This is a genomic window from Variovorax sp. P1_H12_2 (assembly GCF_056405335.1).
This window is the reverse complement of sequence record NZ_JBFUCI010000002.1, coordinates 1-26,150: the sequence shown is the minus strand read 5'-3', so window position 1 is coordinate 26,150 and position 26,150 is coordinate 1. Positions and strand designations below refer to the sequence as shown.

23 protein-coding genes are annotated in these 26,150 nt (G+C 65.6%); 16 read left to right on the top strand and 7 right to left on the bottom strand.

What is annotated here, in order from left to right; translation table 11 throughout:
* The first annotated feature begins 25 nt into the window (after window positions 1-25).
* The 11 genes from madL (at window position 26) to AC1D2K_RS00485 (ending at window position 10,566) form a co-directional block, all read left to right on the top strand.
* Window positions 26-442 carry a malonate transporter subunit MadL gene (gene madL / locus AC1D2K_RS00535; RefSeq protein ID WP_478085445.1) on the top strand — a complete coding sequence of 139 codons (417 nt, stop codon included), beginning with the start codon at window positions 26-28 and terminating at the stop codon, window positions 440-442.
* A 5-nt stretch (window positions 443-447) separates the two neighbouring features.
* Complete coding sequence (madM, locus tag AC1D2K_RS00530) at window positions 448-1,212, top strand: malonate transporter subunit MadM (RefSeq protein WP_478085443.1); 765 nt, start codon at window positions 448-450, stop codon at window positions 1,210-1,212.
* Between the two features lie 11 nt (window positions 1,213-1,223).
* Window positions 1,224-2,906 carry a malonate decarboxylase subunit alpha gene (gene mdcA / locus AC1D2K_RS00525; RefSeq protein WP_478085441.1) on the top strand — a complete coding sequence of 561 codons (1,683 nt, stop codon included), beginning with the start codon at window positions 1,224-1,226 and terminating at the stop codon, window positions 2,904-2,906.
* Window positions 2,907-2,918: 12 nt separating this feature from the next.
* The gene (gene mdcC / locus AC1D2K_RS00520) at window positions 2,919-3,254 is read left to right on the top strand and encodes a malonate decarboxylase acyl carrier protein (protein ID WP_478085440.1); all 336 of its coding nucleotides are present in this window, start codon (window positions 2,919-2,921) and stop codon (window positions 3,252-3,254) included.
* Complete coding sequence (locus AC1D2K_RS00515; RefSeq protein WP_478085438.1) at window positions 3,251-4,132, top strand: biotin-independent malonate decarboxylase subunit beta; 882 nt, start codon at window positions 3,251-3,253, stop codon at window positions 4,130-4,132. Before mdcC ends, AC1D2K_RS00515 begins: the two co-directional genes overlap by 4 nt.
* Window positions 4,133-4,149: 17 nt before the next feature.
* Complete coding sequence (locus tag AC1D2K_RS00510; RefSeq protein ID WP_478085437.1) at window positions 4,150-4,851, top strand: biotin-independent malonate decarboxylase subunit gamma; 702 nt, start codon at window positions 4,150-4,152, stop codon at window positions 4,849-4,851.
* A gap of 14 nt (window positions 4,852-4,865) precedes the next feature.
* Entirely contained in the window at window positions 4,866-5,549 is a 684-nt protein-coding gene (mdcG, locus tag AC1D2K_RS00505) for a malonate decarboxylase holo-[acyl-carrier-protein] synthase (protein ID WP_478085435.1), read from the top strand.
* On the top strand, window positions 5,546-6,412 hold the full coding sequence (locus tag AC1D2K_RS00500; protein ID WP_478085433.1) for a triphosphoribosyl-dephospho-CoA synthase: 867 nt from the start codon (window positions 5,546-5,548) through the stop codon (window positions 6,410-6,412). Before mdcG ends, AC1D2K_RS00500 begins: the two co-directional genes overlap by 4 nt.
* A complete protein-coding gene (locus AC1D2K_RS00495; protein ID WP_478085431.1) occupies window positions 6,409-7,317 on the top strand; it encodes an acyltransferase domain-containing protein in 909 nt (302 codons plus the stop codon). The genes AC1D2K_RS00500 and AC1D2K_RS00495 overlap by 4 nt, the downstream gene beginning before the upstream one ends.
* A gap of 42 nt (window positions 7,318-7,359) precedes the next feature.
* Window positions 7,360-9,327 (top strand): acetate--CoA ligase, encoded by a 1,968-nt coding sequence (gene acs, locus AC1D2K_RS00490; RefSeq protein WP_478085430.1) that lies wholly within the window; start codon window positions 7,360-7,362, stop codon window positions 9,325-9,327.
* A gap of 684 nt (window positions 9,328-10,011) precedes the next feature.
* Window positions 10,012-10,566, top strand: a complete 555-nt coding sequence (locus AC1D2K_RS00485) for a sulfatase-like hydrolase/transferase (RefSeq protein ID WP_478085428.1) — start codon at window positions 10,012-10,014, stop codon at window positions 10,564-10,566.
* 171 nt (window positions 10,567-10,737) lie between these two features.
* On the opposite strand, the gene AC1D2K_RS00480 is transcribed toward AC1D2K_RS00485, so the two are convergent.
* The 7 genes from AC1D2K_RS00480 to AC1D2K_RS00450 form a co-directional block, all read right to left on the bottom strand.
* The gene (locus tag AC1D2K_RS00480; RefSeq protein WP_478085426.1) at window positions 10,738-11,685 is read right to left on the bottom strand and encodes a cupin-like domain-containing protein; all 948 of its coding nucleotides are present in this window, start codon (window positions 11,683-11,685) and stop codon (window positions 10,738-10,740) included.
* Between the two features lie 564 nt (window positions 11,686-12,249).
* The gene (locus AC1D2K_RS00475; protein ID WP_478085424.1) at window positions 12,250-17,529 is read right to left on the bottom strand and encodes a glucoamylase family protein; all 5,280 of its coding nucleotides are present in this window, start codon (window positions 17,527-17,529) and stop codon (window positions 12,250-12,252) included.
* Window positions 17,526-17,744, bottom strand: coding sequence for a hypothetical protein (locus tag AC1D2K_RS00470; protein ID WP_478085422.1), 219 nt, complete (start codon window positions 17,742-17,744; stop codon window positions 17,526-17,528). The genes AC1D2K_RS00475 and AC1D2K_RS00470 overlap by 4 nt, the downstream gene beginning before the upstream one ends.
* Window positions 17,745-18,006: 262 nt before the next feature.
* Window positions 18,007-18,216: a hypothetical protein gene (locus tag AC1D2K_RS00465; RefSeq protein ID WP_478085421.1), complete on the bottom strand. Its 210-nt coding sequence runs from the start codon at window positions 18,214-18,216 to the stop codon at window positions 18,007-18,009.
* 499 nt (window positions 18,217-18,715) lie between these two features.
* Complete coding sequence (locus AC1D2K_RS00460) at window positions 18,716-20,458, bottom strand: SagB/ThcOx family dehydrogenase (protein WP_478085419.1); 1,743 nt, start codon at window positions 20,456-20,458, stop codon at window positions 18,716-18,718.
* 18 nt (window positions 20,459-20,476) lie between these two features.
* On the bottom strand, window positions 20,477-20,677 hold the full coding sequence (locus AC1D2K_RS00455) for a putative 2OG-Fe(II) oxygenase (protein WP_478085417.1): 201 nt from the start codon (window positions 20,675-20,677) through the stop codon (window positions 20,477-20,479).
* Window positions 20,678-20,685: 8 nt separating this feature from the next.
* Window positions 20,686-21,633, bottom strand: a complete 948-nt coding sequence (locus AC1D2K_RS00450; protein ID WP_478085415.1) for a LysR family transcriptional regulator — start codon at window positions 21,631-21,633, stop codon at window positions 20,686-20,688.
* A gap of 117 nt (window positions 21,634-21,750) precedes the next feature.
* Here AC1D2K_RS00450 and AC1D2K_RS00445 point away from each other — a divergent pair, with 117 nt between their 5' ends.
* The 5 genes from AC1D2K_RS00445 to AC1D2K_RS00425 form a co-directional block, all read left to right on the top strand.
* A complete protein-coding gene (locus AC1D2K_RS00445; protein ID WP_478085507.1) occupies window positions 21,751-22,707 on the top strand; it encodes a Bug family tripartite tricarboxylate transporter substrate binding protein in 957 nt (318 codons plus the stop codon).
* 4 nt (window positions 22,708-22,711) lie between these two features.
* Entirely contained in the window at window positions 22,712-23,761 is a 1,050-nt protein-coding gene (locus AC1D2K_RS00440; RefSeq protein WP_478085414.1) for a 4-hydroxythreonine-4-phosphate dehydrogenase PdxA, read from the top strand.
* 26 nt (window positions 23,762-23,787) lie between these two features.
* Entirely contained in the window at window positions 23,788-24,960 is a 1,173-nt protein-coding gene (locus AC1D2K_RS00435; protein ID WP_478085412.1) for an L-rhamnonate dehydratase, read from the top strand.
* An 8-nt stretch (window positions 24,961-24,968) separates the two neighbouring features.
* Window positions 24,969-25,898: a dihydrodipicolinate synthase family protein gene (locus AC1D2K_RS00430; protein ID WP_478085410.1), complete on the top strand. Its 930-nt coding sequence runs from the start codon at window positions 24,969-24,971 to the stop codon at window positions 25,896-25,898.
* Window positions 25,899-25,911: 13 nt separating this feature from the next.
* A partial coding sequence (locus AC1D2K_RS00425) for an aldehyde dehydrogenase family protein (protein WP_478085408.1) occupies window positions 25,912-26,150 on the top strand: 239 nt, incomplete at its 3' end.

The window sequence follows — 26,150 nt, the reverse complement described above, 5'->3', positions numbered from 1 at the left end:
GCGGCGCGAACCAGGAGACAAACCCATGATCATCTACGGCACCGCGCTGTTGGCAATCTGCCATCTGCTCGGCATCTTCATCGGCGATCTGCTCGGGCAGGCGCTGGGCGTCAAGACCAACGTCGGCGGGGTCGGCATCGCGATGCTGCTGCTGATCTTCGCCCGCATCTACCTGCAGAAGAAAGACATGCTCCCCAAGCTCACGGAGTTGGGCGTGGAGTACTGGGGCGCGATGTACATCCCGGTGGTCGTCGCCATGGCGGCCCAGCAGGACATGGTCTCTGCACTGCGCGGCGGGCCAGTCGCGCTGCTGTCGGCATTTGCCGCGGTCGGCGTCTGCGCCGTCGTCATCTCGGTCATCAATCGCACGGAGCGCCCGGCCCATGAGCCGGTGGCCACCCCGACCCTGCACGACAACCCCTTGCTCGCCGAAGCGGAGTGAACACCATGCTCGAAATCCTTGAAAAAGCAGCGGCCCTGAACGGCCTCGTCACCGCCTTTGCCATCGTCGGCTTTGTCGTCCTGATCTCGGGACAAATCTCGAAACGCCTGACCTTTGGGCGCGTCCACGGCTCGGCCATTGCCATCGTGATCGGCCTCGCGCTCGCCTACTGGGGCGGCACGCAGACCGGCGGCCACAAGGGCCTGGCCGACATGTCGCTGTTCGGCGGCATCGGGTTGATGGGCGGCGCGATGCTGCGGGACTTTGCGATCGTCGCGACCGCCTTCGAAGTGCAGGCCACCGAGRCACGCAAGGCCGGAATGATCGGCGTCGTCGCGCTGGTGCTGGGCACGGTGCTGCCCTTCATCGTCGGTGCCGCGATCGCCTGGAGCTTCGGCTACTCGGATGCGGTGAGCATGACGACCATCGGCGCCGGCGCGGTGACCTACATCGTCGGACCGGTGACGGGCGCGGCGATCGGCGCCAGCCCGGACGTGATGGCGCTGAGCATCGCCACCGGCCTGGTCAAGGCCATCATCGTGATGGTCGGCACGCCGATCGCCGCGAAGTTCCTGGTGCTGAAGACGCCGCGCTCGGCGATGGTCTTCGGCGGCCTGGCCGGCACGGTGAGCGGCGTGTCCGCAGGCCTTGCCGCCACCGATCGCAAGCTGGTGCCCTACGGCGCGCTGGTCGCGACCTTCCACACCGGCCTCGGTTGCCTGCTGGGCCCGTCGCTGCTGTTCTTTGCAGTCAAAGCCATCGTGCATTGAGGTCAAACACTATGGATCGCATGAACTGGAACACCCGGACAGCCAACCGCACGGCGCGGCTGGCGCGGGTCTCTGAAGCGCTCGGGGCGCAACGCGTGGGCAAGGTCGTCGCGACCGAAGCGGTCGGCAAGCTGCTCGAAGCGGTGCTCGAACCCGGCGACCGCGTCTGCCTCGAAGGCAACAACCAGAAGCAAGCCGACTTCCTGGCGCACGCGCTGGTGGGGCTCGACCCGCAGCGTGTGCACGACCTGCACATGGTGCAGTCGGTGCTGGCGCTGCCGGAGCACCTGGACATCTTCGAGAACGGCATCGCCTCGCGGCTGGACTTCAGCTTCTCGGGGCCGCAGGGCGCGCGGCTGGCCAAGCTGGTGTCGGCCGGGCGCATCGAGATCGGTGCGATCCATACCTACCTGGAATTATTTGCTCGCTACTTTGTCGACCTGACGCCGAAGGTGGCGCTGGTCGCGGCGCAGGCGGCCGATGCCGAGGGCAACCTCTACACCGGCCCCAACACCGAAGACACGCCGGCCATCGTCGAGGCGACGGCCTTCTCGGGCGGCATCGTCATAGCGCAGGTCAACGAGATGGTCGATGGCAAGACGACCACGCTTCCGCGCATCGACATCCCGGCCGACTGGGTCAGCTTCGTCGTGAAAGCGCCCCGCCCCAACTTCATCGAGCCGCTGTTTACGCGCGACCCGGCGCAGATCAGCGAGATCCAGGTGCTGATGGCGATGATGGCCATCAAGGGCATCTACGGCGAGTACGGCGTGCAGCGGCTGAACCACGGCATCGGCTTCGACACGGCGGCGATCGAACTGCTGCTGCCGACATACGGCGAATCGCTCGGGCTCAAGGGGAAGATCGCAAAGCACTGGGCACTGAACCCGCATCCTGCATTGATCCCGGCCATCGAGGCAGGGTGGGTCGAGTCGGTGCATTCCTTCGGCTCGGAGCTGGGCATGGAGGACTACATCCGGGCGCGCTCCGATGTGTTCTTCACCGGCCCGGATGGCAGCCTGCGCAGCAACCGCGCCTTCTGCCAGGCGGCGGGCCACTACGCCTGCGACCTGTTTATCGGCTCGACCTTGCAGATGGACCTCGATGGCAACAGTTCGACCGCGACATTGGGCCGCATCTCCGGCTTCGGCGGCGCGCCCAACATGGGCGCCGATGCACGGGGGCGGCGTCACTCCAGTCCCGCGTGGCTCAAGGCCGGCCGCGAGGCGCGCGCGGGACGCACTGGCGCCGCCGGCACGCCGCGCGGACAGAAACTGGTGGTGCAGATGGTCGAGACCTTTCGCGAGCACATGCAGCCGGCTTTCGTCGACCGTCTGGATGCGTGGACGCTGCAGGAGCAGGCTGGCATGGAGCTACCTCCCATCATGATCTACGGCGACGACGTGACGCACATCCTCACCGAGGAAGGCATCGCGAACCTGCTGATGTGCCGCAGCGACGAGGAGCGGGAGCAGGCGATCCGCGGTGTCGCCGGCTACACGACCGTGGGGCTGGGCCGCGACAAGCGCGCCGTGGAAAACCTGCGCGACCGCGGCGTGATCAGGCGTCCCCAGGACCTCGGCATCGACCCGCGCGATGCCACGCGCAATCTGCTGGCCGCACGCAGCATGCGCGACCTGGTGCGCGCATCGGGCGGGCTGTACCAGCCGCCCAAGCGCTTCCGCAACTGGTAAGGAGCATCAAACATGAGCGACATTCCCGCAGGGATCGAAACCCTGGACTTCTCTTTCTCAGGTGGCTATCGTGTTGCCGCCTTCGCACCGGTGCTCGTTGGCGTGGTGGGCTCGGGCAATCTCGAAGTGATGCTCGAAGCCGCTGCCGGCAATGGTTGCGCGGTACGCGTCGAAACCTCGGCGCGCGGCTTCGGCCCGATCTGGCAGGCGGTAGCCGACGACTTTTTTGCGCGGCACCCGATCGGCGGCGTGCGCGTTTCGATCAACGACATGGGCGCCACGCCCGCAGTGGTCAGCCTGCGCCTGGACCAGGCCGTGGCCGAACTGCCGCAAGGAGCATCCACATGATCAGCTTTGCCGAATGTTCAGCGCGTGAGCGACTTGCCTTGCTCCTCGACAAGGGCACATTTCATGAATGGATTCCGCCGGCCGAGCGGTTGACCAGCCCGCACCTTGCGCAGCTCGGCGTGCCGTCGGCGTTTGACGACGGCGTGGCCATCGGACGCGCGAAGCTTGACGGACACGAGGTGTTCGTCGCCGCGCAGGAAGGCGCCTTCATGGGCGGCGGCGTTGGCGAGGTGCATGGCGCCAAGCTCGTCGGCCTGCTGCAACGCGCATTGCGAGACAAGCCGGAAGCGGTGCTGCTGCTGGCCGAGTCGGGGGGTGTGCGCCTGCACGAAGCAAACGCCGGTCTCATTGCGGTGTCAGAGGTGATGCGCGCCGTGCTCGACGTGCGCACCGCCGGCATCCCGGTGGTCGTGCTCATCGGCGGCGCCAACGGATGCTTCGGCGGCATGGGCATCGTGGCGCGCTGCGCCGACTTCATCGTGATGAGCGATGTCGGGCGGCTCGCCATGTCGGGCCCCGAAGTCATCGAGGCCTCGCACGGCGTGGAGGAGTACGACTCGCGCGACCGTGCCTTGGTATGGCGCACCAGCGGCGGCAAGCATCGCTGGCTCATCGGAGATTGCGACGCGCTGGTCGAGGACGATGTGCAGGCGTTTCGCTCGGCGGCCATCGCCGCGTTGAAGGCGTCGAGGCCGGTGACGCTCGAAGGGCTCGAAGCCGAGCACGCATTGCTCGACATGCGCCTGCACATGCTGCCATCCGACACCGAGGGCGTCGATGCGGCAACCTGGCTGTGGCGCGAACTCGGCATCGACAAGCCCGAGCGCGTGCCCGAACTGAATGTAGACGCGGTGCGCGCACTGCGCGTCGTCGCATGACAACGAGGCAAACGACCATGAACTGGAACCAACTCGCGACCCAGCTTTTCGGGTCTTTCCACGGGATGCGCGCGGCGGGCGATTTCCTGCAAGGCGATGTGATGTTCGAAGGCCGGCCCATCACGGTCGTCGGCACCACGAACCATGCGCCGATCGGCGTCGCACTGGCGCTGGAGCAGGCGCGTGTGATCCTCGACACGATCGCGCAGCATCCTGGCCGGCCGATCCTGCTGTTCATCGACACGCAGGGCCAGCAGCTGCGTCGACGTGACGAGACGCTTGGCATCAACCGCGCGATGGCGCACCTGGGAATGTGCATCGACCTGGCCCGGCGACAGGGTCATCCGGTGATCGGGCTGGTGTACGACCAGGCGTTGTCGGGCGGCTTCATCACCTCGGGGCTGATCGCCGACGGCTGCTATGCGCTGCCCGAAGCGGAGATCCGCGTGATGCGCATTCCCGCGATGGCGCGGGTGACCAAGCTGTCCGAAGAAAAGCTCACGGCCTTGTCGGAATCGAACCCGGTGTTTGCGCCGGGCGTGCGCAACTACGTGGCAATGGGTGGCGTCCGTGCCTTGTGGGACGGTGACCTCCATGCCGCGCTGCGCGATGCGCTGGGCAACACGCCCGTTGAAGACGCGCGCGCRAAGGACGGGGCCGAACGCGGTGGGCGCAAGCTGGCGGCGTCTGTCGTGCAGCGCGTGCTGGCAGCGGCCTGAAGGCAGGACGCGCCATGGAATCGCTGCGCAGACATCGACTCGCCCGGCTTTCCAATGAAGGCTGGGCCACCGTGTTGGACCGGCCTTGGGATGCGCAGGCCCGAGAGTGTCTGGCGCACTGGGCCGCACATCAATGGCCATTGGTAGTGACGCGGCAACCGCTTGACGCGGGCGCCTGCGGCCTCATCGCCATGGGCTTGCCGGCGCCGACGCGCTGGGCGCGCCGCCGGCTGGCATTGCAGGTACCACGCTCATCCGTGACGGGCTTCGAGGAGTTTCCGTTGCTTGTCGACGTGTTGCCGCTCTTGCCGCTGCCAGCGCGCGTCGCTGCCGGAAAACTGCAGGCTGCGCTTGCGGATTGCGGCGCGACCCCGTACGTCTACGGCAGCTTTGGCTGGCAGGCGCTGAGCGGCCTGGATCACGTGCGGCCGGGTTCCGACCTGGACGTGTGGGTGGCGGTGGACGATGCCGCGCACGCGGATGCCGTCGCCGCTCGCCTGCGCTGCTTTGGCGCCGAACGTCCGCGGCTGGACGGGGAGCTGATGTTTGCCGACGGCACGGCTGTCGCGTGGCGCGAGTGGTCGGACTGGCGCGCGGCACGCACGCGCTCTGTCATGGTCAAGCGGCTCACGGGCACAGCCTTGCAGCACGACACGTCGTGGTGCGCAACCATTCGGAATGCGAAGTGGGCAGCATGAACGCCGCGGCCTTCTCGCATCAGCATTCTGCCGCGTCGCTCACGCCCGCCGCGATCGGCCGTGCCGCCACGCTCGCGTTGCACGACGAACTGGCGCTTGCGCCCAAGCCAGGCCTTGTCACGCTGGTCGACAACGGCAGCCATTCCGACATGGACGCGCACACTTTCATGCGCAGCCTGTTCGCGCTGCGCAGCTACTTTGTGCGGATCGCACATGCAGGCCACGCCGGGGCGGAATTCTCCGAGCTGGAGCGCTGCGGCATCGCCGCCGAGGCGCGCATGCTTGCTGCAACCAACGGCATCAACACGCATCGCGGCGCGATCTTCATGCTKGGCTTGATGTGCGCCGCGGCGGGTGCCGTTGCGCGCGAATGCAATGGTGCGATGGATCCCTCGCGATTGCGCGATGCGCTGCATCGGCATTGGGGCGAGGCGCTGGCGGTACGCAGCCAACGCGTCCCGACGCTGCCCGGCGGCATCGCCACACGGCGGCTGGGCTTGCGAGGTGCGTCGCAGGAGGCGGCCTTGGGTTTTCCGGTGTTGTTCGATGTTGCGGTGCCCGCCCTGGCGCGAGGGCTTGCACGCGGGCAGTCGCCGCAGTTGGCTCGACTCGACACCTTGTTCCACGTGATGGCCGTGCTGGACGACAGCAACCTTGCGCATCGCGGTGGACTTGCAGGACTGCGTTACGCACAGGACGCGGCACGCCAGTTCATTGAGCAAGGGGGAGTCTCCAGGCGCGGCGGACTCGCACACGCATACGCCATCGCCGATGATTTCGTCACCCGGCGCCTGTCGCCCGGTGGCGCTGCCGACACCTTGGCCGCGGCGTGCTGGGTCACGCGCATTTGTTTTTCGGCATGACCTTCGCGCTGATCTTCTCCGGTCAAGGCAACCAGCATGCGGCCATGCTGCCCTGGCTCGCCGACGATGAGCGCGTGGGCGAGATGCGCGCACGGCTCGGTGTCGACGACTGGCGTCGCAGCCTTGCGGACCCGGCCTGGGCAGCCAACAACGCCAACGCGCAGACGCTGCTGACCGGCTTGGCGCTGGCCGCGTGGGGCCAACTGGCGCCGATGGTCCCGGCGCCTGCGGTGGTCGCTGGCTACAGCGTCGGTGAACTCGCCGCCTTCAGCGCGGCGGGCGTTTTCGACAGCGGCACCGCGACGGCCCTTGCGCCCTTGCGCGCCGCGGACATGGACAGCAGTGCCGCGCGCATGCCCGGCGGCCTGCTCGCCATCACCGGCCTTGCGCAACGCGCGCTGGAGGGAATACTCGCCGACTCGAGCCTGTCGATTGCGATCCGCAACGGCATCGAAAGCGTCGTGCTCGGCGGCCCCGTGGCGGCGCTGGAACAAGCGCAGCGCATCGCGGCGGCCGAGGGCGGGCAATGCACCCGCCTGAAGGTCAACGTCGCATCCCACACGCCATGGATGCGGGACGCGGCGGAACGCTTCGCGCAAACGCTCGCTGAAGTGCCCTTCCATCCGCCGCGCGTCGTGTTGTTCAGCAACGCGGCCGACCGCATTCACAGTGCAGGCGCGGCCAGATCGGCGCTGGCCGCGCAAATCGCGCAGACGGTGCGCTGGGACGAGTGCATGGAAAACATTGCCGCGCGCCAGGTGCGCTGCGTGCTGGAGATCGGCCCGGGTCAGGCGCTCACGCGCATGTGGAGCCAGCGCCACCCCCACATTCCCGCACGCGCCTGCGACGACTTCCGAAGTGCTGCCGCGGTCGCCAACTGGCTGCGGGCGCATGCAGACCCCTGAATTCCCATCCCCCCGTTTTGACCCGAGACTAAGGACGAGACCATGAGCAACCACGAAGCAATCATCCATCCGGTTCCCGAAGCCGTCATGCAAGGCGCCCACGTCCGCGGCATGGCCGCCTACCAGGCGCTGGTCGCCGAGGCCGATGCCGACCACGGTGCGTACTGGGCCCGGCTTGCGCGAGAGTTCGTGACGTGGAAGACGCCTTTCACGCGTTCGCTCGATGAGCGCCAGGCACCGTTTTTCAAGTGGTTCGAAGACGGCACGCTGAACGTCTCGTACAACTGCCTCGACCGCCAGGTGGAGCGTGGCCTGGGCGACAAGGTCGCAATCATCTTCGAGGCCGATGATGGCCGGGTAACCCGCGTCAGCTACAGCGAGCTGCTGGCGCGCACCTGTCGCCTCGCGAATGCGCTGAAGGCGCGCGGCATCAAGAAGGGCGACCGCGTCGTCATCTACATGGCAATGAGCGTGGAAGGCGTGGTCGCAATGCAGGCCTGCGCGCGCATCGGCGCCACGCATTCGGTCGTGTTCGGCGGCTTCTCGGCGCAAAGCCTGCGCGACCGCATCGAAGGCGCCGGCGCGGCCATGGTGATCACCGCCGACGAGCAGGCGCGTGGCGGCAAGCAACTGCCACTCAAGGCCATCGTCGACGACGCCATCGCGCTGGGCGGCTGCGATTCGGTGAAGGACGTGATCGTCTATCGCCGCACCGGCGGCGACATTGCCTGGCATCCGGCGCGCGACCGCTGGATGTATGAAGAAACGCAAGGCCAGCCGGACGTGTGCGAGCCCGAATGGGTGGGCGCCGAGCATCCGCTGTTCCTGCTCTACACCTCCGGTTCGACCGGCAAGCCCAAGGGCGTGCAGCACTCGACGGGTGGCTACTWGCTGCACGCGGCGCTCACGACGAAGTGGACCTTTGACCTGAAGGACGACGACGTGTTCTGGTGCACCGCCGACATCGGATGGGTCACCGGCCACACCTACATCGCCTACGGCCCGCTCGCGCTGGGCGCGACCGAAGTGGTGTTCGAAGGCGTGCCGACATACCCCGACGCCGGCCGCTTCTGGAAGATGATCCAGGACCACAAGGTCACGGTCTTCTACACGGCGCCGACCGCCATCCGTTCGCTGATCAAGCAGGCCGACAGCAACGACGCAGTGCATCCGAAAAGCTACAACCTCTCGAGCCTGCGCATCCTCGGCTCCGTGGGCGAGCCGATCAATCCAGCCGCCTGGGATTGGTATCACCAGCATGTGGGAGGAGGGCGCTGCCCGATCGTCGACACTTTCTGGCAAACCGAAACCGGCGGCCACATGATCACGCCGCTGCCGGGCGCGACGCCACTGGTGCCGGGCTCGTGCACGCTGCCATTCCCCGGTATCGCCGCTGCCATCGTGGACGAGACCGGCAATGACGTACCGAACGGACAAGGCGGCATCCTGGTCGTGAAGAAGCCGTGGCCGAGCATGATCCGCACCATCTGGGGCGAAGCCGAGCGCTTCAAGAGCAGCTACTTTCCGCCAGAACTCAAGGGCTACTACCTGGCGGGCGATGGTGCGATCCGCGACGAGAAGACCGGCTACTACACCATCACCGGCCGCATCGACGACGTGCTCAATGTCTCAGGGCATCGCATGGGCACGATGGAGATCGAATCGGCATTGGTGTCATGCACTGACCTGGTCGCCGAAGCCGCGGTGGTCGGGCGGCCTGACAACACCACGGGCGAGGCGATCTGCGCATTCGTCGTGCTGAAGCGCGCCCGCCCGACAGGCGATGAGGCGAAGAGGATCGCCAGCGAACTGCGCAATTGGGTCGGCCGCGAGATCGGTCCGATTGCCAAGCCGAAGGAGATCCGATTCGGCGACAACCTGCCGAAGACGCGCAGCGGGAAGATCATGCGGCGCCTGCTGCGATCGCTGGCCAAAGACGAGGCGATCACGCAGGACACGTCGACGCTGGAGAACCCGGCTGTCCTTGCACAGTTGGCGGAAAAAAACTGACGCGGCTGCCAAATGGTGACGTTCAGGCTTTTGCTTCCACATGTCCGCAGCGCCAGGGGCAACGACATCGAGTATCTCGACGCTTCGTGCCCCGTGGGCGAGGTGGCCGCCGGCTCCTGCGGCGCAGGCACAGCCGATTTTCACATCCACCCGATGGAGCCGCGCAGCGCGCGGTGAGCGCGCGCGGGACCTTCCGAACCTTCCTCTCGCATCGAATGTCGGCTTACATTTAAAGCGGTCGTAGGTGGCGGATGAACGACCGGCTCCTCATGGCCGCGAGCACCAGTTCGCGGGCGTGCCTGGCAATTGACCTTCGGCGTGTTCGCCTGGTTAGCCAAGGACTGCTGTCGGCAAGCTTGGCGAACAGGCAGTCCCGGCCATGACCGGGCGTTGGCGATGTGGCGCATGAACGTCCGCAATGCAGCGATGAGCTGACCGACGATCGACAGGACCTACGTCTACAGCTTGGGAAGCTGCTTCTCGATCACTGAGCGCTTTTGCAGGCACACGAAGCGTTCCGCGATCGTTCAACATCTCCGATCACATCGAGAGGAACCGATGCGGTGACGGTTCTGGTGCAACGTTCGAAGGTGAAGCGGCCGAGGGGAATCGAAAAAGCTATTGAAGGCCGCGCCGCTATCGCCAGCGTTTCAGATGAACCGATCCATCGCGACAGCGCCAAGCGTGCACGTCATCCTCGACGACACGATCTTCGTGTTCCTGGGCGACCATGGCGTGATGCTCGACGAGCACGATGCCAAGCAGTCTTTCAACATGGTCTACGAGGAAAGCCTGCGCATCCCCGCCGTCATCTACGCGCCTGGCATGCCCGCCCTGAAGGGCGCAAGGGTGCAGGGCGCGCGCCAGCAGATCGAAATCCTTCCGACGATTGCGCAACTGCTGGGCTACCAGGTCGAAGGGGCACGGCTGCCGGGGCGGTCGCTGCTGGAACCGGCGGGCGCGGATCGCGCCGTGTTCTTCACCAGCTCCATCGACGGGACCACGCTGGCCATGCGCCGCGGCACACGCAAGTACCACTATCCGTTGGATGGAACGCCAATGGACACCTTCGATCTCGACAAGGATCCGACCGAAGCGATGCCCGTGAAGAACGTTCCGGAAGACGAGTTGGCACAGGCCCGCATGCGCATGCTCGAGTGGCGACAGCAGGCTGCGTTGTCCATGTTCGCGCGGCCCGATCCGGCCGCGAGCGCCAACGCTCCCTGGCTCAGCAAATAGCAGCTGCGTTAGGGAGACTCTGAAAAAGTCCCCGCGGACCGCGCATCCTCGGCTCGGGCGGTCTGCGGCGTTGCAAATCCTGCCATAGCTTTGGCTATGGCTCCGGTTTGCGTCTTGCATCCCATCCCGACCCGAGGCGCACGCTCTCGCGAGGACTTTTTCAGAGTCTCCTTAGGTCGCCATCCGCCGCGCGCGCCAGGCCCGCAGCAGGCCGATCGGCACTTTCGCGGCATGGGATGCCACCACCTTGATCTCGTCGGCCACGGCGCTGTGACCCACTTCCGCGGGCAGCCAGCCGCACCGGCGCAGCAGGTAGTTGAAGGCGTGGGCGCTCGTCAGCTTGTCGGACTTCTGGGTGCGGAACGTGAAGGCCAGCGAGATGGAAAGCTCGGAGCCCGTGGTCACCCGGTGAGGCGCGATGAAGGGGTGGTGCACGCCGATGCCTGGCCGCAAGTCGAAGTTCATGGCCTTCGATTCGAACGAGGGCGAATAGGTCGCTCGCAGGCTGCTGAACATCGACAGCAGCCGATCCCTTTCCGCGGGACTCATGATCTCGTCATCGGCAGGGTCCCAGAGCGACACCTGCTTGGTGCCGCGCACCTGCAGCAGGAAGTTCATCTCGCGGTCCATGTGGTACGGCGTGATCGAATCCTGCGTCGAGATGAAGATGTAGGTCGAATACCAGGTGATCACCGCATCGCATTCGTCGATGGCCGCGGCGACCTCGGAAAGGATGCCTTCCAGAATGGGCCGGTAGGTGGGGTCGCGTTCCGGGTTGTAGATGCAGATGTAGGCCTTGGATTGCTCGAACCGGTCGAGCACGTCTTCCAGCGAGAGACCCTTGCTGAAGCGCGCGTAGGAGGAGTCGAAGTCCGCCGTCTCCGGGATCACGCCGACACGGTACTTCACCTCGGTGGGCGGCAGGCGCCGGCACAACGCGAACAGGGATGGCAGCTTGAAAGCGGGATGCTGGTCGAGGTGATGGCTGACCAGGAAGGGCCGCCGGTTGTAGGAATCCTTGACCGCATCCGGTGAGAAATCGATCAGGTGCTCGGACAGCCCRCGCCCCCGCTCTGCGAGTTTGGCTGCGATGTTCCTCGGGACGAATTCTCCCAGCATGTCTCGACTCCTCGTGCGGGCACGCCCGCGACAACGTCCTGCGTGTGCCAACACTTGGCATTCACAAGTCACAATCTGTCACTGCGCGGGCGCTGGGTCAATTGGCCGAATGGCCGAGCCGCCGTTTGGCCGCATCAGGGGTTTACGGGGCGGGCGTTTCGCATGGGGCGGGTCTTGGGTTCGCAGTCGAAGTCGAGGACTGGCCTGCATCCGGACTGCCGGTAGAATCCGGTCCGGTTCGCGGGTGTAGTTCAATGGCAGAACGGCAGCTTCCCAAGCTGTGGACGTAGGTTCTGTCGATCGTCGGTCAGCTCATCGCTGCATTGCGGACGTTCATCCGCCACATCGCCAACGCCCGGAACGGGCCCAAGAGCGACATTCGGCAGGTCAAAGTCGGCGCCGCATAGCGGACGTGCGCGGCGGACAGGGTCGATAGACGCCGGCGATCCAGCTCGCCGGGCAACGCGAACGCTCAGGCCGGCTTGTCTCCCGAGATGCCGAAACGCCAGATCTGCCGCAGGTCGATCAGGCTCCGATCGCGCATGACGCGAGGCGTGGTGTAAGTCAGGATGGTCGTAAGGTCCTGCAGCGCAATGTTCTTGGCCTGAGATCGCGCAAGCGCACCTGCGCCAGCGTGGCGGCCATGCGTGTAGCGCGTTCCACGTGCATCGGCTGCAGGTAGCGGTCGATGCCGGGCATCAATGCATCCACGTTGTCGTTGGCGGCGGTCGCGAAGGTCACGCGCGCGGTGGCGCCCGGTGCGATGGAAAGACGCACGCGCAGGCACGCGATCGGATCGAGGCCATTGATCGGCCTGCCGTCGGACGCCAGCGGCTGCAGATCGATCGCCGGCGCCGCGAGTGTGCGATTGCGCCCGACGAAAGCGCGTCGGTCGGTCATGCAGTCGACAGACAGCACCTGCGCATCGACCGATGCGACGAAGTGCGCGGAAGCAACCACCGGGTCGCCGTGCAGGCTGGGCCTGCGTGACATCAGCAGCGCACGCCAGCCCGGCTCCCAGCGGCTTTCTACGAACAGGTTGGCGAAGGCCGGATGCGCCTCATCGGCCTTGGGGTTGGACAGCACCGGTTCGAAGTAGGAAATGAGATCCAGCGTGCGCGTCTCGCTGCCCGTGTTGTGCAGCGAGACTGTACGCAGCTCGGTGTCGTCCTCCGGGCTGATGAGCACCGTGATGCGCGCCTGAAGACCGGGTCCGCTCGCGTCGAACTGAACCTGGTCGGCCAGGAAGCGCGCGCGGTAGCGCCAGTGTTCGCCGGGCGCAGGAAGGGCGGTCAGCGAGGTGAGCGCGGGGCTGTGCGCGTCGCGCACGTAGAAGAAGGTTCCATAGCCGTCGCGCAGCGGATCGTCCCGCCAGCGGCTCACGTTGAACGAGCGCCAGCGGCTCACGCCGGCGCCATTGGCGCGCAGCGCCACCGTGTACTGCCCGTTCGACAGCAAGTGCGTGGGCTGAAAGCCGGGTGCCATCGGATCGACCACGCGCGGTTGGAAAATCGGCGGCGCTTCGCCGGTCGCGGGCTCGGGCGGCGGGCGCGGATCGGCGCTGCCGATGATCTGCCGCGGCGTGCGCTCATGCATCAGCGATTCGTGCGCCTGCACCAGCGGCGCGCTGCCGAACCAGCGGCGCGGCGCATTGTCACGCACGGCGTTGCACAAAGCCACGAGTGACATGCCGTGGTGGTGCGCCATGACATTGCGCACGACGGTGAAGGGCTGCTCGGCGGGCTGGCGCGAGACGGTGAAATCGATCGCGTCGAAGAAGCCGAACTCGCCGCGTGCACCGAGCGACTCGAGCAAGCGCAGGTTCGACACCGCATCGGCTGGCCGAAGCAGTGCGGCCATCGCAGTGGCGTAAGGCGCGACCACGCGGTCGGTCGGCGGCGTGCGACGTAGCGCAAGACGCGGCACGCCGAAGGGCGAATATTGGTAGGCAAGGGAATGGTCCTGCGCGAAATACGCCGATTCGGAGACGCCCCACGGCAGGTTCTGCACCGAGCCGAAGGCCTGCTGCTCGCCGATCGCGGCGAGGTTCGCGACCTGCAGCAAGCCGCCGACCGGCTCCGCCATCACGAGCGCCGGCATCAGGTATTCGAACATTGAGCCCGACCACGACTTGAGGCCCGGCTTCACGCCCACCGAAAAGAAGGGCCGGCCGAGCGCCATCCAGTGGCGCCGCGGCACGTCGCCCTTGGCGATGGCAAGGAAGCTCAAAAGGCGCGATTCGGAGGCGAGCAGGTCGTAGTAGCTCGAATCGAGCGCGTTCTCTTCCACCCGCAGACCGATGTGAAAGAGATGACGCTTGGTGTCGTAGAGCCCCCGGAAATCCATGCCGGCACACAGGGTCTCGCAGCGCTGCGCGAGCGCCTCCAGTCCGGCGCCATCGGCGTTGTCGGTGGCAAAGCTGCGGCAGGCCTGCGCGACGGCAATCAGGTGGCCCGCGAGATTGCCGCTGTCCACGCTGGACACGTAGGCCGGCGGCAGCATCCGCAGCGTTTGCGTGTCGTACCAGTTGTAGAGATGGCCCTCGTGCTTGTCGAGGCGATCGATGGTGTCGAGCGTCGCCGCGAGCCGGGCGGCGAGCGCCTTCGTGTCGATCCACCCGAACTCGCGCGCGCAGCAGCTTGCCAGCAGGTACATGCCGATGTTGGTCGGCGAAGTGCGGTGCGCGATGGTGGGCTCGGGCTCGAGCTGCAAGTTGTCGGGTGGCAGATGGTTGTCCTCGGGCCCGACCACCTGCTCGAAGAAGTGCCACGTGTCGTGTGCCAACGCTTCGAGATAGTCGCGCTGCTCGGCGGTCAATTTGCTTTCGGTTTCCGCTGGCGTGCGGCTGCTCCACCACGCGGCGACAGGGGCGAGCGCCCACAGTACGAAGAGAACGGCGCCCAGCCGCGGATGCGGGCTCCACAACGACGCCACGGCGAATGTGATGCAGACGGCGCTCGTGAGTGCCGCGCCGCGCAGGAACGCAGGGAGGTCGTAGCGCGCCTGTGTCTGCGCCTGGGCCGCGGTCGTCCATTCGAGCAGATGCCGGCGGCTCACCGCGAGCCGCCATGCGGCGCGGGCGGACGCGTCGAGCAGAAGGCGAGTCTGCGCCGCCAGCTGCACGAATTGCCACGCCGCGCTGACCGTGGTGCGCATCAGCTCGGTGGCTCCGACGTCGAAGAAGTGGGGCAGTTCGATCGAGCGTCGCGTCGGCACCAGCCCCGCGAGTGCCCCCAGCAGCGGCCCGAGGACGAGCGCCGCGCCGACGGCTGCGAGTCCCCAGTTCAACGGGAACGAATCGGTGAAGGCGACCCACGCGAGAAGTGCCGTCGATGCCGGAACAACCATGGCCCGTCGCAGGTTATCGCCCATCTTCCACAGCCCGAGCGCATCGATGCCGAAGTGTCGCGCGCGCAGCATCAGCGGGACCAGCTGCCAGTCGCCGCGCGTCCAGCGGTGGACGCGCGAGGCCGCGACGCCGGGGTGGTGCGGGTGGTCTTCGATCAGGACCAGGTCGCTCACCACGGCGCAGCGGGCGACCGTGCCTTCGAACAGATCATGGCTCAGCACGGCGCCGTCAGGCACCCGCCGGTCCAGCGTGGCATGGACGGCCCGCACGTTGAGCAGGCCCTTGCCGGTGAAGGAGCCGATGCCGAAGACGTCCTGGTAGATGTCGGAAGCGCTGTTGCTGTAGGGGTCGAGTCCGCATTGACCCGCGAACATCCAGTGAAACAGCGAGCGCTCCCGCCGCTCCGGAAAGGGTGTGACGATGCGTGGCTGGAAGATGCCGAAGCCGGCCACCACGCGATGGCCGGCTTTGGAGATCTGCGGCGCATTCAGCGGATGGGCCGCCACTGCGACCAGTTCACGCAGGGTGCCTGGAGGCAGGCCGGTGTCGCTGTCGAGCGTCATCACGTAGGGGATGCGCGCTGCAAGTTGCATTCCCCCGGCCATCGGCACGAAGCCGCTCGCATCGCCGACAGCCAGCAGGCGCAGCAGCATCTCGAGCTTGCCCCGCTTGCGCTCCCAGCCCATCCAGCGCTGCTCGGTGTCGGACCAGGTCCGTGGACGATGCAGCAGCGCGAATCGCGGGGGAGCATCCGCCGGTGGAGGGTACGTTTCGTTGAGCGCTGCGATGCGCCGCGTCGCGTCGTCCAGCAAAGCCGCGTCGTCCGGCATCGAGGCCCGCGGCGCGTCAGCCCAGTCCGTCAACAGCGCGAACTGCGCGTGATCCTCGCGGTTCGCCAGCCAGTGCAGTTCGAGGCGATGGGCGAGCTGGGCATTCGCCTCCAGCGAACCCAGCATCGACGGAACGACCACCAGCACCCGATGCGCCTGCGGAACGCCGGCCGCGAAATCCAGTCGTGGCAGCGCGCGTACGCGAGTCGATTCGGCCACGATACGGTGCACCAACGCAATCACGGCTTCGGAGAGCGGCCATGCGAGCAGCACCAGCGCAACGATCGAAGTCCATGCCGCGTCCGGCCAGCCGATGCGGTTCAACCCATGTACCGCCGTGGCCAGCAACAGCGCGGTGCCGGCGACGATCGTCAGCAGGTAGAGCGGGAGGCGCCAGCTGCGATGGGCGATCCGTCGCATCGCAAAGGGAGCCTTGCCGTTGCCGCGCGCAGGCGCCAGGGCGGCGATCAACGCCGGGCGGCCTTCGCCAAAGAGGTAGTAGCCTGCCGTTCGTTCTGGTAGCGACCAGCGATCCTCGTCGTCGTCCGGCTCGTGCGGGTCGGCGGCGACGTCGAAGGYCAGCCGCACCACCACCTGAGCGACTTCGCGCTCGGACCGGCGGCTGGCACGTGCGACCTGCTCCATTGCGTGCGTGATCTGCTGGCGCGTGATTTCGCTTTCGCGGCTGAAGCTCGGCAGCTCGCGCAGCACGCGCAGCGACCGGCTGACCGGCTCGATCAGGTCGGCCCACTCGACCTGACCGATCATGCGCAGCGTGGTGATGATGTCGCCGACGGTGAGATTGGCGGCGGCCTGCGCGCTCTGCGCGTTGGCGATCAGCGAGGGGCCGTTCGGGCAGTGCTGCTCGGTCCATTTCACGAGAGCGGGGGTGTCGTCGCCGTGCTCGAGCGGAAGGCGTCGCCACAGTTGGGTGAGGTAGCTTTCCTGCATGCCGCGGCTTTGGAGCGCACGGTAGAGCACGTCCAGATCTTGCGCGGAAAGCGACTCGGCCGTATCCCACGCCGCGTGTGCGACTTCGCTCGCCACCTTGTTCTCGGCGATGCTTTCGGCGACGCGACGCAGGTTTTCCAGCAGCACCACGCGCAGCGTGGTCGGCAGTGCCCACAGTTCGCCCAGCGTGAGTTCGTCAATGTCCTGATAGGCGTTGAGAAAGGCGGTGAACAGTTCCTCGTTCAGCACGCTGTCGGTATGGGCCACGTAGGCCCAGGCAATGCCGTAGACGCGCGGCAGGCCGGCCAACGGCGCCGCGGCGAGCTTGGGCAGGCGCGCGTAATAGCTGCGGGGCACGCCCTCGCGAATCTGTTGRAGCTGCGCTTCGACGAGGTGGAAGTTGTCGAGCAGCCATTCGGCCGCTGGTGTCACATAACGCCCGCTCTGCGACATCAGCGCGATGTAGTCGAAGGCGCGGCGCAGTGACTTGAGGTTCTTGTCGACCCGCGGAAAAAAAGGCGTAGTGTCGCCGTGGGCGCTCCCACGCTGCACCACCTGCGCGCGGGCCAGGCTGTGGCCGTGCTGCTCGAAGCGTTGTGTGCCGAAGAGCTCGGCGCGGATCGGTGGTTCGACCGGTTCGTGGGGACGCAGGAGGAGCTCGCGTGCGTATTGGCTGAGCGTGTCGAGTCGGTCGACGACCGCGACAGCGCTCAAACGACCGCGAACAGTCCGATGGCGAGCAACACGGCCACGCAGGCCATCGTCACGATGCGGCCGGCGGCGACTGAACGCACCCGCTGTAGATGGCGCCCCATTGCAAACCATCGCCCTTGTGCGAGCGCGCAATGTCGCATGTGGGTTGCTAGCGCATCGAAGTCGCCGCCGATGAAGTCGATTTGGGAACGGGCAAGCAGTTGCGGGGAAGACATGGCGAAGATTCCTCAGAACGAACCTTAGGCCGCCGCGCAATTGCGAGCGAAAGCTGTGAACGTGGGGACAGGGTACTCTTCATTGCATACCCCTAATTTCTCCTCAGCCGGAAATAGGCGTACGAAAAGGCGCACTTCGCGAGAACCAGAGTCGCGCTGCTGGTCTTTCGTGAGGCAACCACTCGAGCAGCAATGAGATTGGCGCATTCGCCGACGCTGATTCGAGTGCTTGCGCGGCTGGGAAGCTACGCACTGGACCGGGTCAATCCGGACTGCGCACATGACCCTCAATTTCGTCACGCGCTTCCCCAAGCGTCTGGTACGCGCGAATCAGCGCTACTCGAAGGACGTCCTGGTGAGTTTGCGCATCAAAGCTCCGATCGCTGCTCAGCGAAGTGGCTGATACGGCTGCGACAACGAGTTGCACCGCTTGCGCAAAGCGTGCTTCGTCGATTGCGGATCTTTCGCTCATGGGCAGCCTCCGGGGAAGATGATTGGTGCATACCGCGATGGACGGGGTAACGCCGCCATCAGTAGCCGAGTGCGCACCGATTCGACATGCTGATGCGCGACTGTACGCCTGCGCAGCGCGTTTCCCGGCCATGACAACCGCGCCGCCAACCCTGGCATGGCCTTTCGATTGCCTTGGATGTAGACGACCACTTCAATCCGGCGCATTGCGGCGACCCACACCCACGGTGAATTGGCCCGGAACTTCCTGTGCGGGGGACGATCAAACGTTCGTGATGCAACGGTGGACTCAGTGGCTCATCCTGCCACGGGAGCTTTGCTCCAAGGGGTTCGCCCCTTCCTCCCGCATTGCCCTGAAACCCGCCTCGTAGCGGGTTTCTTCGCAAGTCACCCTTCGATCGTCGTCGCTCTACGTGCGGCGATCGCAGGCCAATGCTTCGTCCAACCAGACGGGCCACCCGCCGGGCAGTGCTTGCCCCGCGACCTCCGCGCTCGTTGCGTCACCCGCGGTCTGGACGACGCTTCAACTCGTCTTCATCACGCACACCATAGGGCGCCAGCGTGGTAAGTCGGCTGTCCACCACCGGGCCGCCGATCGTGAAGTGATAGAGCGACTGGAACTCCAGGTTGCTGAAACCGAACACCCGGTGCACCGGATCGTCGAAGAAACAGCCGATGCCCGTGGCGCCTATGCCCGCCGCTTCGGCCTCCAAATACAACACCTGCCCGATCACCCCGGCTTCCCAAAAGAGCTGGCGATAGAACCAGGGCCCGTGCGTGAACAAGGCGTCTCGATACTCGGCGATCATGCCGAGCGAAAAGACCCCATCGCCCGCGATGTCCTGAAAGCAGCTCACTTGCGTCGCAAGCTGCCTTGCATCGCCGCTTTCCAGCCTGCGAAGGGAAAGTTCCGCCGGGCACCCGGGAGGCTCGGACCAGTCGAAGTGCTGATGCATGGCGCGCTTCAGCTTGTCCAGCTTGGCCGGGTCGCGGACAAGGACGTACAGCCCTGGCTCGAGTCCGTCCACCCGATGAACGAACAAGGCCAGGTGGATGCGCGGCTCCCAGGCAATGGCATCCCAGGGCATCGGCCGCCGGTTCACCTCCAGTTCCACGCGCGGCATGACGCGCGCGAGCATGCCGTGGAAGCGCTCGGCCGTGATCGAGGTCCGGCCATCGCAGGCCAGGAGGCTGCGCCGTTGGCGGATGATGCGGCCGGCCGGTGGCCCGTCTGGGAGTGCTGCGCATCGATCCGCCGGGGCAGGCGTGTCGAACAGGTCCAAGCCGTACCGCTCGCCGATCGCTCGACGTGAGGCGACCGCCACCTCGTCGATGACGGTCCAGGCGACGGGGTCGTCGCGGCTGAGCCGGTTCGCAGTTCCGCACCAGACTTGCTTCGTGAGCTGGCCCACCACCAGCGGATCCAGGCCGAGCGGCACCGCGCGCTGCGCGCCTGCACACCACGGCCCTGCCGAGTCGTTCGGCCAGATGAGCATGACGAGTTCCGGTTGTTCGCGCTCGGCGCCTGCGAAGTCCTCGGCGCGGTCCAGCCCCAGCAAGGCTTCGATGGTTTCATCGGCTAGGCCGTGCAACACGACAGCGCTCCATCCCAAAGTCGCGGCGGCGATGCGAAGCGTGCCGATGGCATGGCCCGCGTCGTGCTGACAATAGCGGAACGCGCGTTCGCCGTACTTCCACGCTTCGCGCCAGTGGATGGACGAGAAACCGACCAGAAAGGCCTGTGGGGGAAACTCCCGCATCAACTGCGCGAACCATTCGGCGGAGCCATTCGCGCGCCGTTCAAGGCCGTGTTCTCTCGGCGCGTAGTGGTACAGGCCGGGCGTGAGCGCCAGCCCGGGAAACACGCCGATCAGCAGGTAGCCCTCGGTGGGATGCAGGTTGCCGCTCGAAGGGTTGCTGCGCAGTGCCCAGCGCGTGCCACCCGCCTGCTTCCAGGCCGACAGCGCCAGCGCGTACTCGAACAACCGCGACAGTGAGCGGACCGTGAGCGGCGCGCTCGGCACCGCGCCCCGCCGATACATAGCTTCGTAGCGAGGCGACAGCGGCTCTTCGTCCGCGCCAAGGATGGGCAACTGTGTGAGCGGCGCCCCCTCGTAACGGCGGAGCGGGTTGGGTTGGTTCACCCAATCCAGGGCGCCGGCGGAGCGCGCATAGCGGTGGAACTGGTGCTTGGTGCGTTCGTGATAGCGCAGGACCGCTTCGAGCTTGTCGGCAGCGTCCATCAGGGTCTCCGTTTGGTGTCACCCGAGCGGTTTGCTCAACTGCTGCGTGAACGAAGAGAACATCAGGTTGAAGCTGACGCTGATTCGTTCTTCCTCGCTCATGTTGGCATCGACCGAGTGCTTCAGCAAGTCTGCAAACATTGGAAACGCTCCGTTGCGCACTTTGACTACCACTCGCTTCACCGAGTTCTGCGATCGACGGCATGCCCGATTGAACACCGCCCGAATCAGATCTCGGTTTGTTTTCCGCCATGCAGCAGTTCGAGGAATTCCAGGGCCGGCTTGCTCAACGGTCGATCGGAGCGAACCAGGCTGCCATAGGCCTCGAGCGTCTGGCGGAAGCGGTAAGGCAGGATGCATAACATGCCGTGCTTCGCATCGTTCGCTGCCACGGCCGCGGGAATCACGGCAATCAGGTTCGAGCGGCGGATCAGGTTGATCGTGGTGAGGATCGAGCCTGTCTCGATCAGCCCCTTCGGCAACGCCGCATGATGGTCACGAAACTCGCGATCGATCAGGGTGCGCATCGGACTGCCTGCAGGTTGCAGCACCCACGGGTGGTCGAGCAATGCCTCGAACTCGACCTTTCTCTTGCGCGCCAGCGGATGGTCATTGCCCACCACGATGGCCAGCGCCTCGTCTTCGATCGCGCGAAAGGTGCAGTCGACGCCCGGATGTTCGACGAGCCGCCCGATCACCACCTCCAGCACGCCTTCGCGGAGTTGCGCCAGCAGCTTGTCACTGGTGTCGACCGCGATCTCGAATGACAACAGCGGGTACATCGCCTTCAGGCCGAGCAACGCATTCGTGAGACGCCCAGGCGAAGCGGCCATGATGCTGCCGACGGAAAACTTGCCGGCGCTGCCGAGCTTGAGTTCTCCCAGTTCGCGGTTCAATGCTTCCATGCTGCCGCGGATGCTACGGAAATAGCCGGTCACGCGCGCCCCCGCGGCGTTGATTTGCAAGCCGCGGCCGACGCGCTCGAACAGTGTCTGGCCCAGCGCGTCCTCCAGTTCGTGAAGCATCTTGGTGGCAGCCGGCTGCGTCAGCCCGAGCTGCGTCGCGGCGGCGCGCAGTGTGCGCCGCTCCTCGATCGCCAACATCAACGCAACCTGCCGCATGCGCAGACGGTTGAGCAATTGCGGGGTGCTGTCCTGTCGGTCGATCGAGCCCATTTTTGATCTCCTCAGGTAATCAATTAATCAACTGTTTTCAGTTTACGGCAATCAATCGCTTGCCTACCATCGGCCTCGTTGACCCCCAACRGCTTGGAGACAAAACAGATGAAGAAGATGATGACCGCATGCGCCGCAGCGCTGGTGCTCCTTGCCGGCGTCGGTGCGGCGCATGCTGACGAATGGCCCGGCAAGCCGGTTCGGATCCTTGTCGGCTCGCCGCCTGGCGGAGGCACCGATGCCATGGCTCGCGCTGTGGCCGACCGCCTCGGCCCGCTTCTCAAGCAACCCGTCGTCGTGGAGAACCGGCCCGGCGCGTCGAACACCATCGCGGCCGATGCGACGGCCAAGTCGGCCGATGGCCACACGATGGTGATGGGCGTGGTCACGGCGCATGGCATCGCGCCGCATCTGCTCAAGCTCAACTACGACAGCAACAAGGATCTGGTGCCGGTGGTCTTCGTCGGCGCCGTGCCCAACGTGCTGGTTGTCAACAACGACGTGCCGGCCGATTCGGTGAAGTCACTCGTTGCGCTTGCCAGGAAGGAGCCGGGAAAGCTCAACTTTGCCTCCAGCGGTGCGGGCAGTACGCAGCACATCGCTGCGGAAATGTTCAAGGATGCAGCAATCATCGACATCTCGCACGTGCCTTACAAGGGCAGCGGCGGCGCGCTGGTCGACCTGATCGGCGGCCAGGTGCAAATGAGCTTCGACACGCTGCCCTCGGTGCTAGGCCAGATCAGGAACAGCAAGATCCGTGCGCTGGCCGTGACCACGACCAAGCGCAACCCGAAGTTGCCCAACGTTCCGACCATGGCCGAGGCAGGGTACCCGGGCGTTGCGATCAGTGCCTGGTACGGCATCTACATGCCTGCCTCGACGCCGAAGTCCGTGCAGGACAAGGTGCACGACGCCGTGAACAAGGTGCTGGCCCTGCCCGAAACCAAGGCTCGCCTCGACGCCATCGGCGCGGAGATCACGCCGATGACCCAAGCGCAGTTCGCCGAATTCCATGCGGCCGAATACAAGCGCTTCGGCGACATCATCAAGAAGAGCAACATCCGGATGGACTGAGGCCATGAACAACAACGCAAGCCTCCCCGTCGTCGCCGTCACGCTCGGCGACCCTGCCGGCATCGGCGCCGAACTCATCGCCCGTCTTCTCGCCAAGCCCGAAGCCACTGCCCTTGCCAACGTCGTGCTGGTGGGTGACCGCTGGCTGTGGGACGATGGCCAGCGCATCGCAGGCCAGCAGGTCGCCACCGATGAAGTGCATTCACTCGTCGAAGTGCGTGACCGCGCCGACACACGGCGTCCCGCGTTTCTCGCCGTCGACACCATCGACCCGACCGAAGTGCATCGCGGCAAGGCGGAGCCCGCGGGTGGCCGCTCGGTGCTGAAGGTGCTGGACCGATGCATGGACGCCACGGTGGCTGGCGACGTGGATGCGATCTGCTTTGCGCCGCTCAACAAGCAGGCCATGAAGGTCGGCGGCATGCAGCATGACGACGAGTTGCATCACTTTGCCGAGCACCTCGGCGTGACCGGCTACTTCTGCGAGTTCAACACGCTCGGCGACCTCTGGACGTCGCGCATTTCCTCGCATGTTCCGATGAAGGACGTGGCCGGCCTCCTCAGTGTGGCGCGCATCGAGCAGGCGGCCGAACTCATCTATCGCTCGTTGCTGGCGAACGGCATCGTGCAGCCGAAGGTGGCAATTGCCGCCTTCAACCCGCACGGCGGGGACGGGGGCGTTTGCGGCCGCGAAGAAATCGACATCATCGAACCTGCGGTGAAGGCACTGCAGGCGCGCACCTGGCCGACCGAGTCACCCTTCGCGGGCCCTTTCCCGGCCGACACCATCTTCCTGAAAGCCCAGGCTGGCGAGTACCAGGCCATCGTGACCATGTACCACGACCAGGGCCAGATCGCGATCAAGCTGCTGGGCTTCAGCCGCGGCGTCACCGTCCAGGGCGGCTTGCCGATTCCGATCACCACGCCCGCCCATGGCACGGCGTACGACATCGCGGGCCAGGGCAAGGCCAACGTCGAGGCGACATGGCAAGCCTTCCGCATCGCCAGTCGCATGGGCGCGGCGCATCACCTCGCAGCACCCGTCGCTGCCTGATTCACATCGCACAACGAAGACAAATCATGAAGATCAAATCCGTCCGCGCCCGCGTCTTTCAATGGAAGGGCAAGACCGTCCCGCCGCAGGGCAACTTCTGCTCCAACGCGATGGATCTCGTGTACTCCAAGACCGAGACGATGAGCACCTTCCGCTTTCACTCGTGGACCGTGGTCGAAATCGAGACCGACGACGGCATCGTCGGCCTTGGCAACGTGGCTCTGGCACCCAAGATCGCGAAGGCCATCATCGACGAGTACCTGACGCCGTTGGTTCTCGGCCAGGACCCGTGGGACTACGAATATCTCTGGCAGCGCATGTACCGCGCCACGCACGCATGGGGCCGCAAGGGCGTCACGATGGCGGYGATCTCAGCCATCGACCTGGCCATCTGGGACATCCTCGGCAAGTCCGTCAACAAGCCGGTGTTCAAGTTGCTGGGCGGACGCACCAAGGAGAAGATCCCGTGCTACTACTCCAAGCTCTACCGCACCGACCTCGACGCGATGCAGGCCGAGGCCAAGAAGTACCTGGACCAGGGMTTCACGATGTTCAAGTCGCGCTTCGGCTACGGTCCTGCGCACGGCACCAAGGGCGTGGCCGAGAACCTCAAGGCCGTCGAAGCGATGCGGGAAGTGATCGGCTATGACAACGACCTGATGCTCGAGTGCTACATGGGCTGGAACGTCGAATACGCCAAGCGCATCCTGCCCAAGCTCGAGAAGTACCAGCCTCGCTGGGTCGAGGAACCGGTGATCGCCGACGATATTGACGGCTACGCCGAGCTCAATGCGTTCACGAGCATCCCGATCTCGGGCGGCGAGCATGAGTTCAGCCTCTACGGCTTCAAGCAGTTGCTCGAACGCAAGGCGGTGAGCGTGGTGCAGTACGACACCAACCGCGTCGGCGGAATCACCGCTGCGCACAAGATCAACGCCCTGTGCGAGGCCTACAGCGTGCCGGTGATTCCGCATGCCGGTCAGATGCACAACTACCACCTGACCATGAGCACGCTGGCCTCGCCGATGGCCGAGTACTTCCCGATGTTCGACGTCGAAGTGGGCAACGAGCTGTTCTATTACATCTTCGACGGCGAGCCGGTGGCGGAGAACGGCTTCCTGCAGCTCGACGACAACAAGTCCGGCCTGGGCCTCACGCTCAAGACCGAATTTCTCAAGGACTTCGACATCATCGAATAGAGACTGACATGAGCACCCACCGACCCGCCCGCTACCAGGGGTTGTTCCCCGTCGTGCCAACGACCTTCACCGAAAGCGGCGAACTCGACCTCGACAGCCAGAAGCGCTGCATCGACTTCATGATCGACGCCGGCTCCAATGGCCTGTGCATCCTCGCCAATTTCTCCGAGCAGTTCCTTTTGGCCGACGACGAACGCGAAGTGCTCACACGCGCCATCCTCGAACATGTCAATGGTCGCGTACCGGTGATCGTGACCACCACGCACTTCAGCACCGCCGTGTGCGCCGCGCGAAGCCGCCGTGCGCAAGACCAGGGAGCGTCGATGCTGATGGTGATGCCGCCCTATCACGGTGCGACTTTCCGCGTGCCTGAAGCGCAGATCTACGAGTTCTACGCACGACTGTCGGACGCGGTGGACATTCCCATCATGATCCAGGACGCGCCGGCCGCCGGTACACCGCTGTCGGCTGCCTTCCTCGCTCGCATGGCGAAGGAGATCGAGCATGTCGCGTACTTCAAGATCGAAACGGCTGGTGCGGCTGCCAAGCTGCGCGAGCTCATCCGCCTTGGCGGTGACTCCATCGAAGGCCCGTGGGATGGAGAGGAAGCGATCACGCTGGTGCCCGACCTCGACGCCGGCGCGACTGGCGCGATGACCGGCGGCGGTTTTCCGGATGGCATTCGCCCGATCCTCGACGCGTGGCGTGCAGGCCGTCGCGACGAGGCCATCGCCGACTACGAACGCTGGCTGCCGCTCATCAACATCGAGAACCGGCAGTGCGGCCCGCTGGCTGCGAAGTCCTTGATGAAGGAAGGTAGCGTGATTGCTTGCGAAGCGCCGCGTCATCCTTTCCCCCCGATCCATCCTGCTGCGCGCACACTGCTGATCGAAACTGCCAAACGCCTCGATGCGCAAGTGCTGCGTTGGGCCAAATAGATTGAAAGCCGACATGCAGAATTTCGACAACCTCATCAACGGCGAATGGCGCGCCGGTGCCAGCTACAGCGCCAACGTCAACCCGAGCAACCTCGGCGACGTGCTGGGCCAGTATGCGCAGGGCGACGGCGCCCAGGTGGAGGCGGCGGTCGCGGCCGCCACCGCCGCCTTCCCGGCCTGGGCCACCGGCGGCATCCAGGCGCGCTCCGAGGCGCTGGAGAAGATCGGCAACGAGATCCTGGCGCGCAAGGA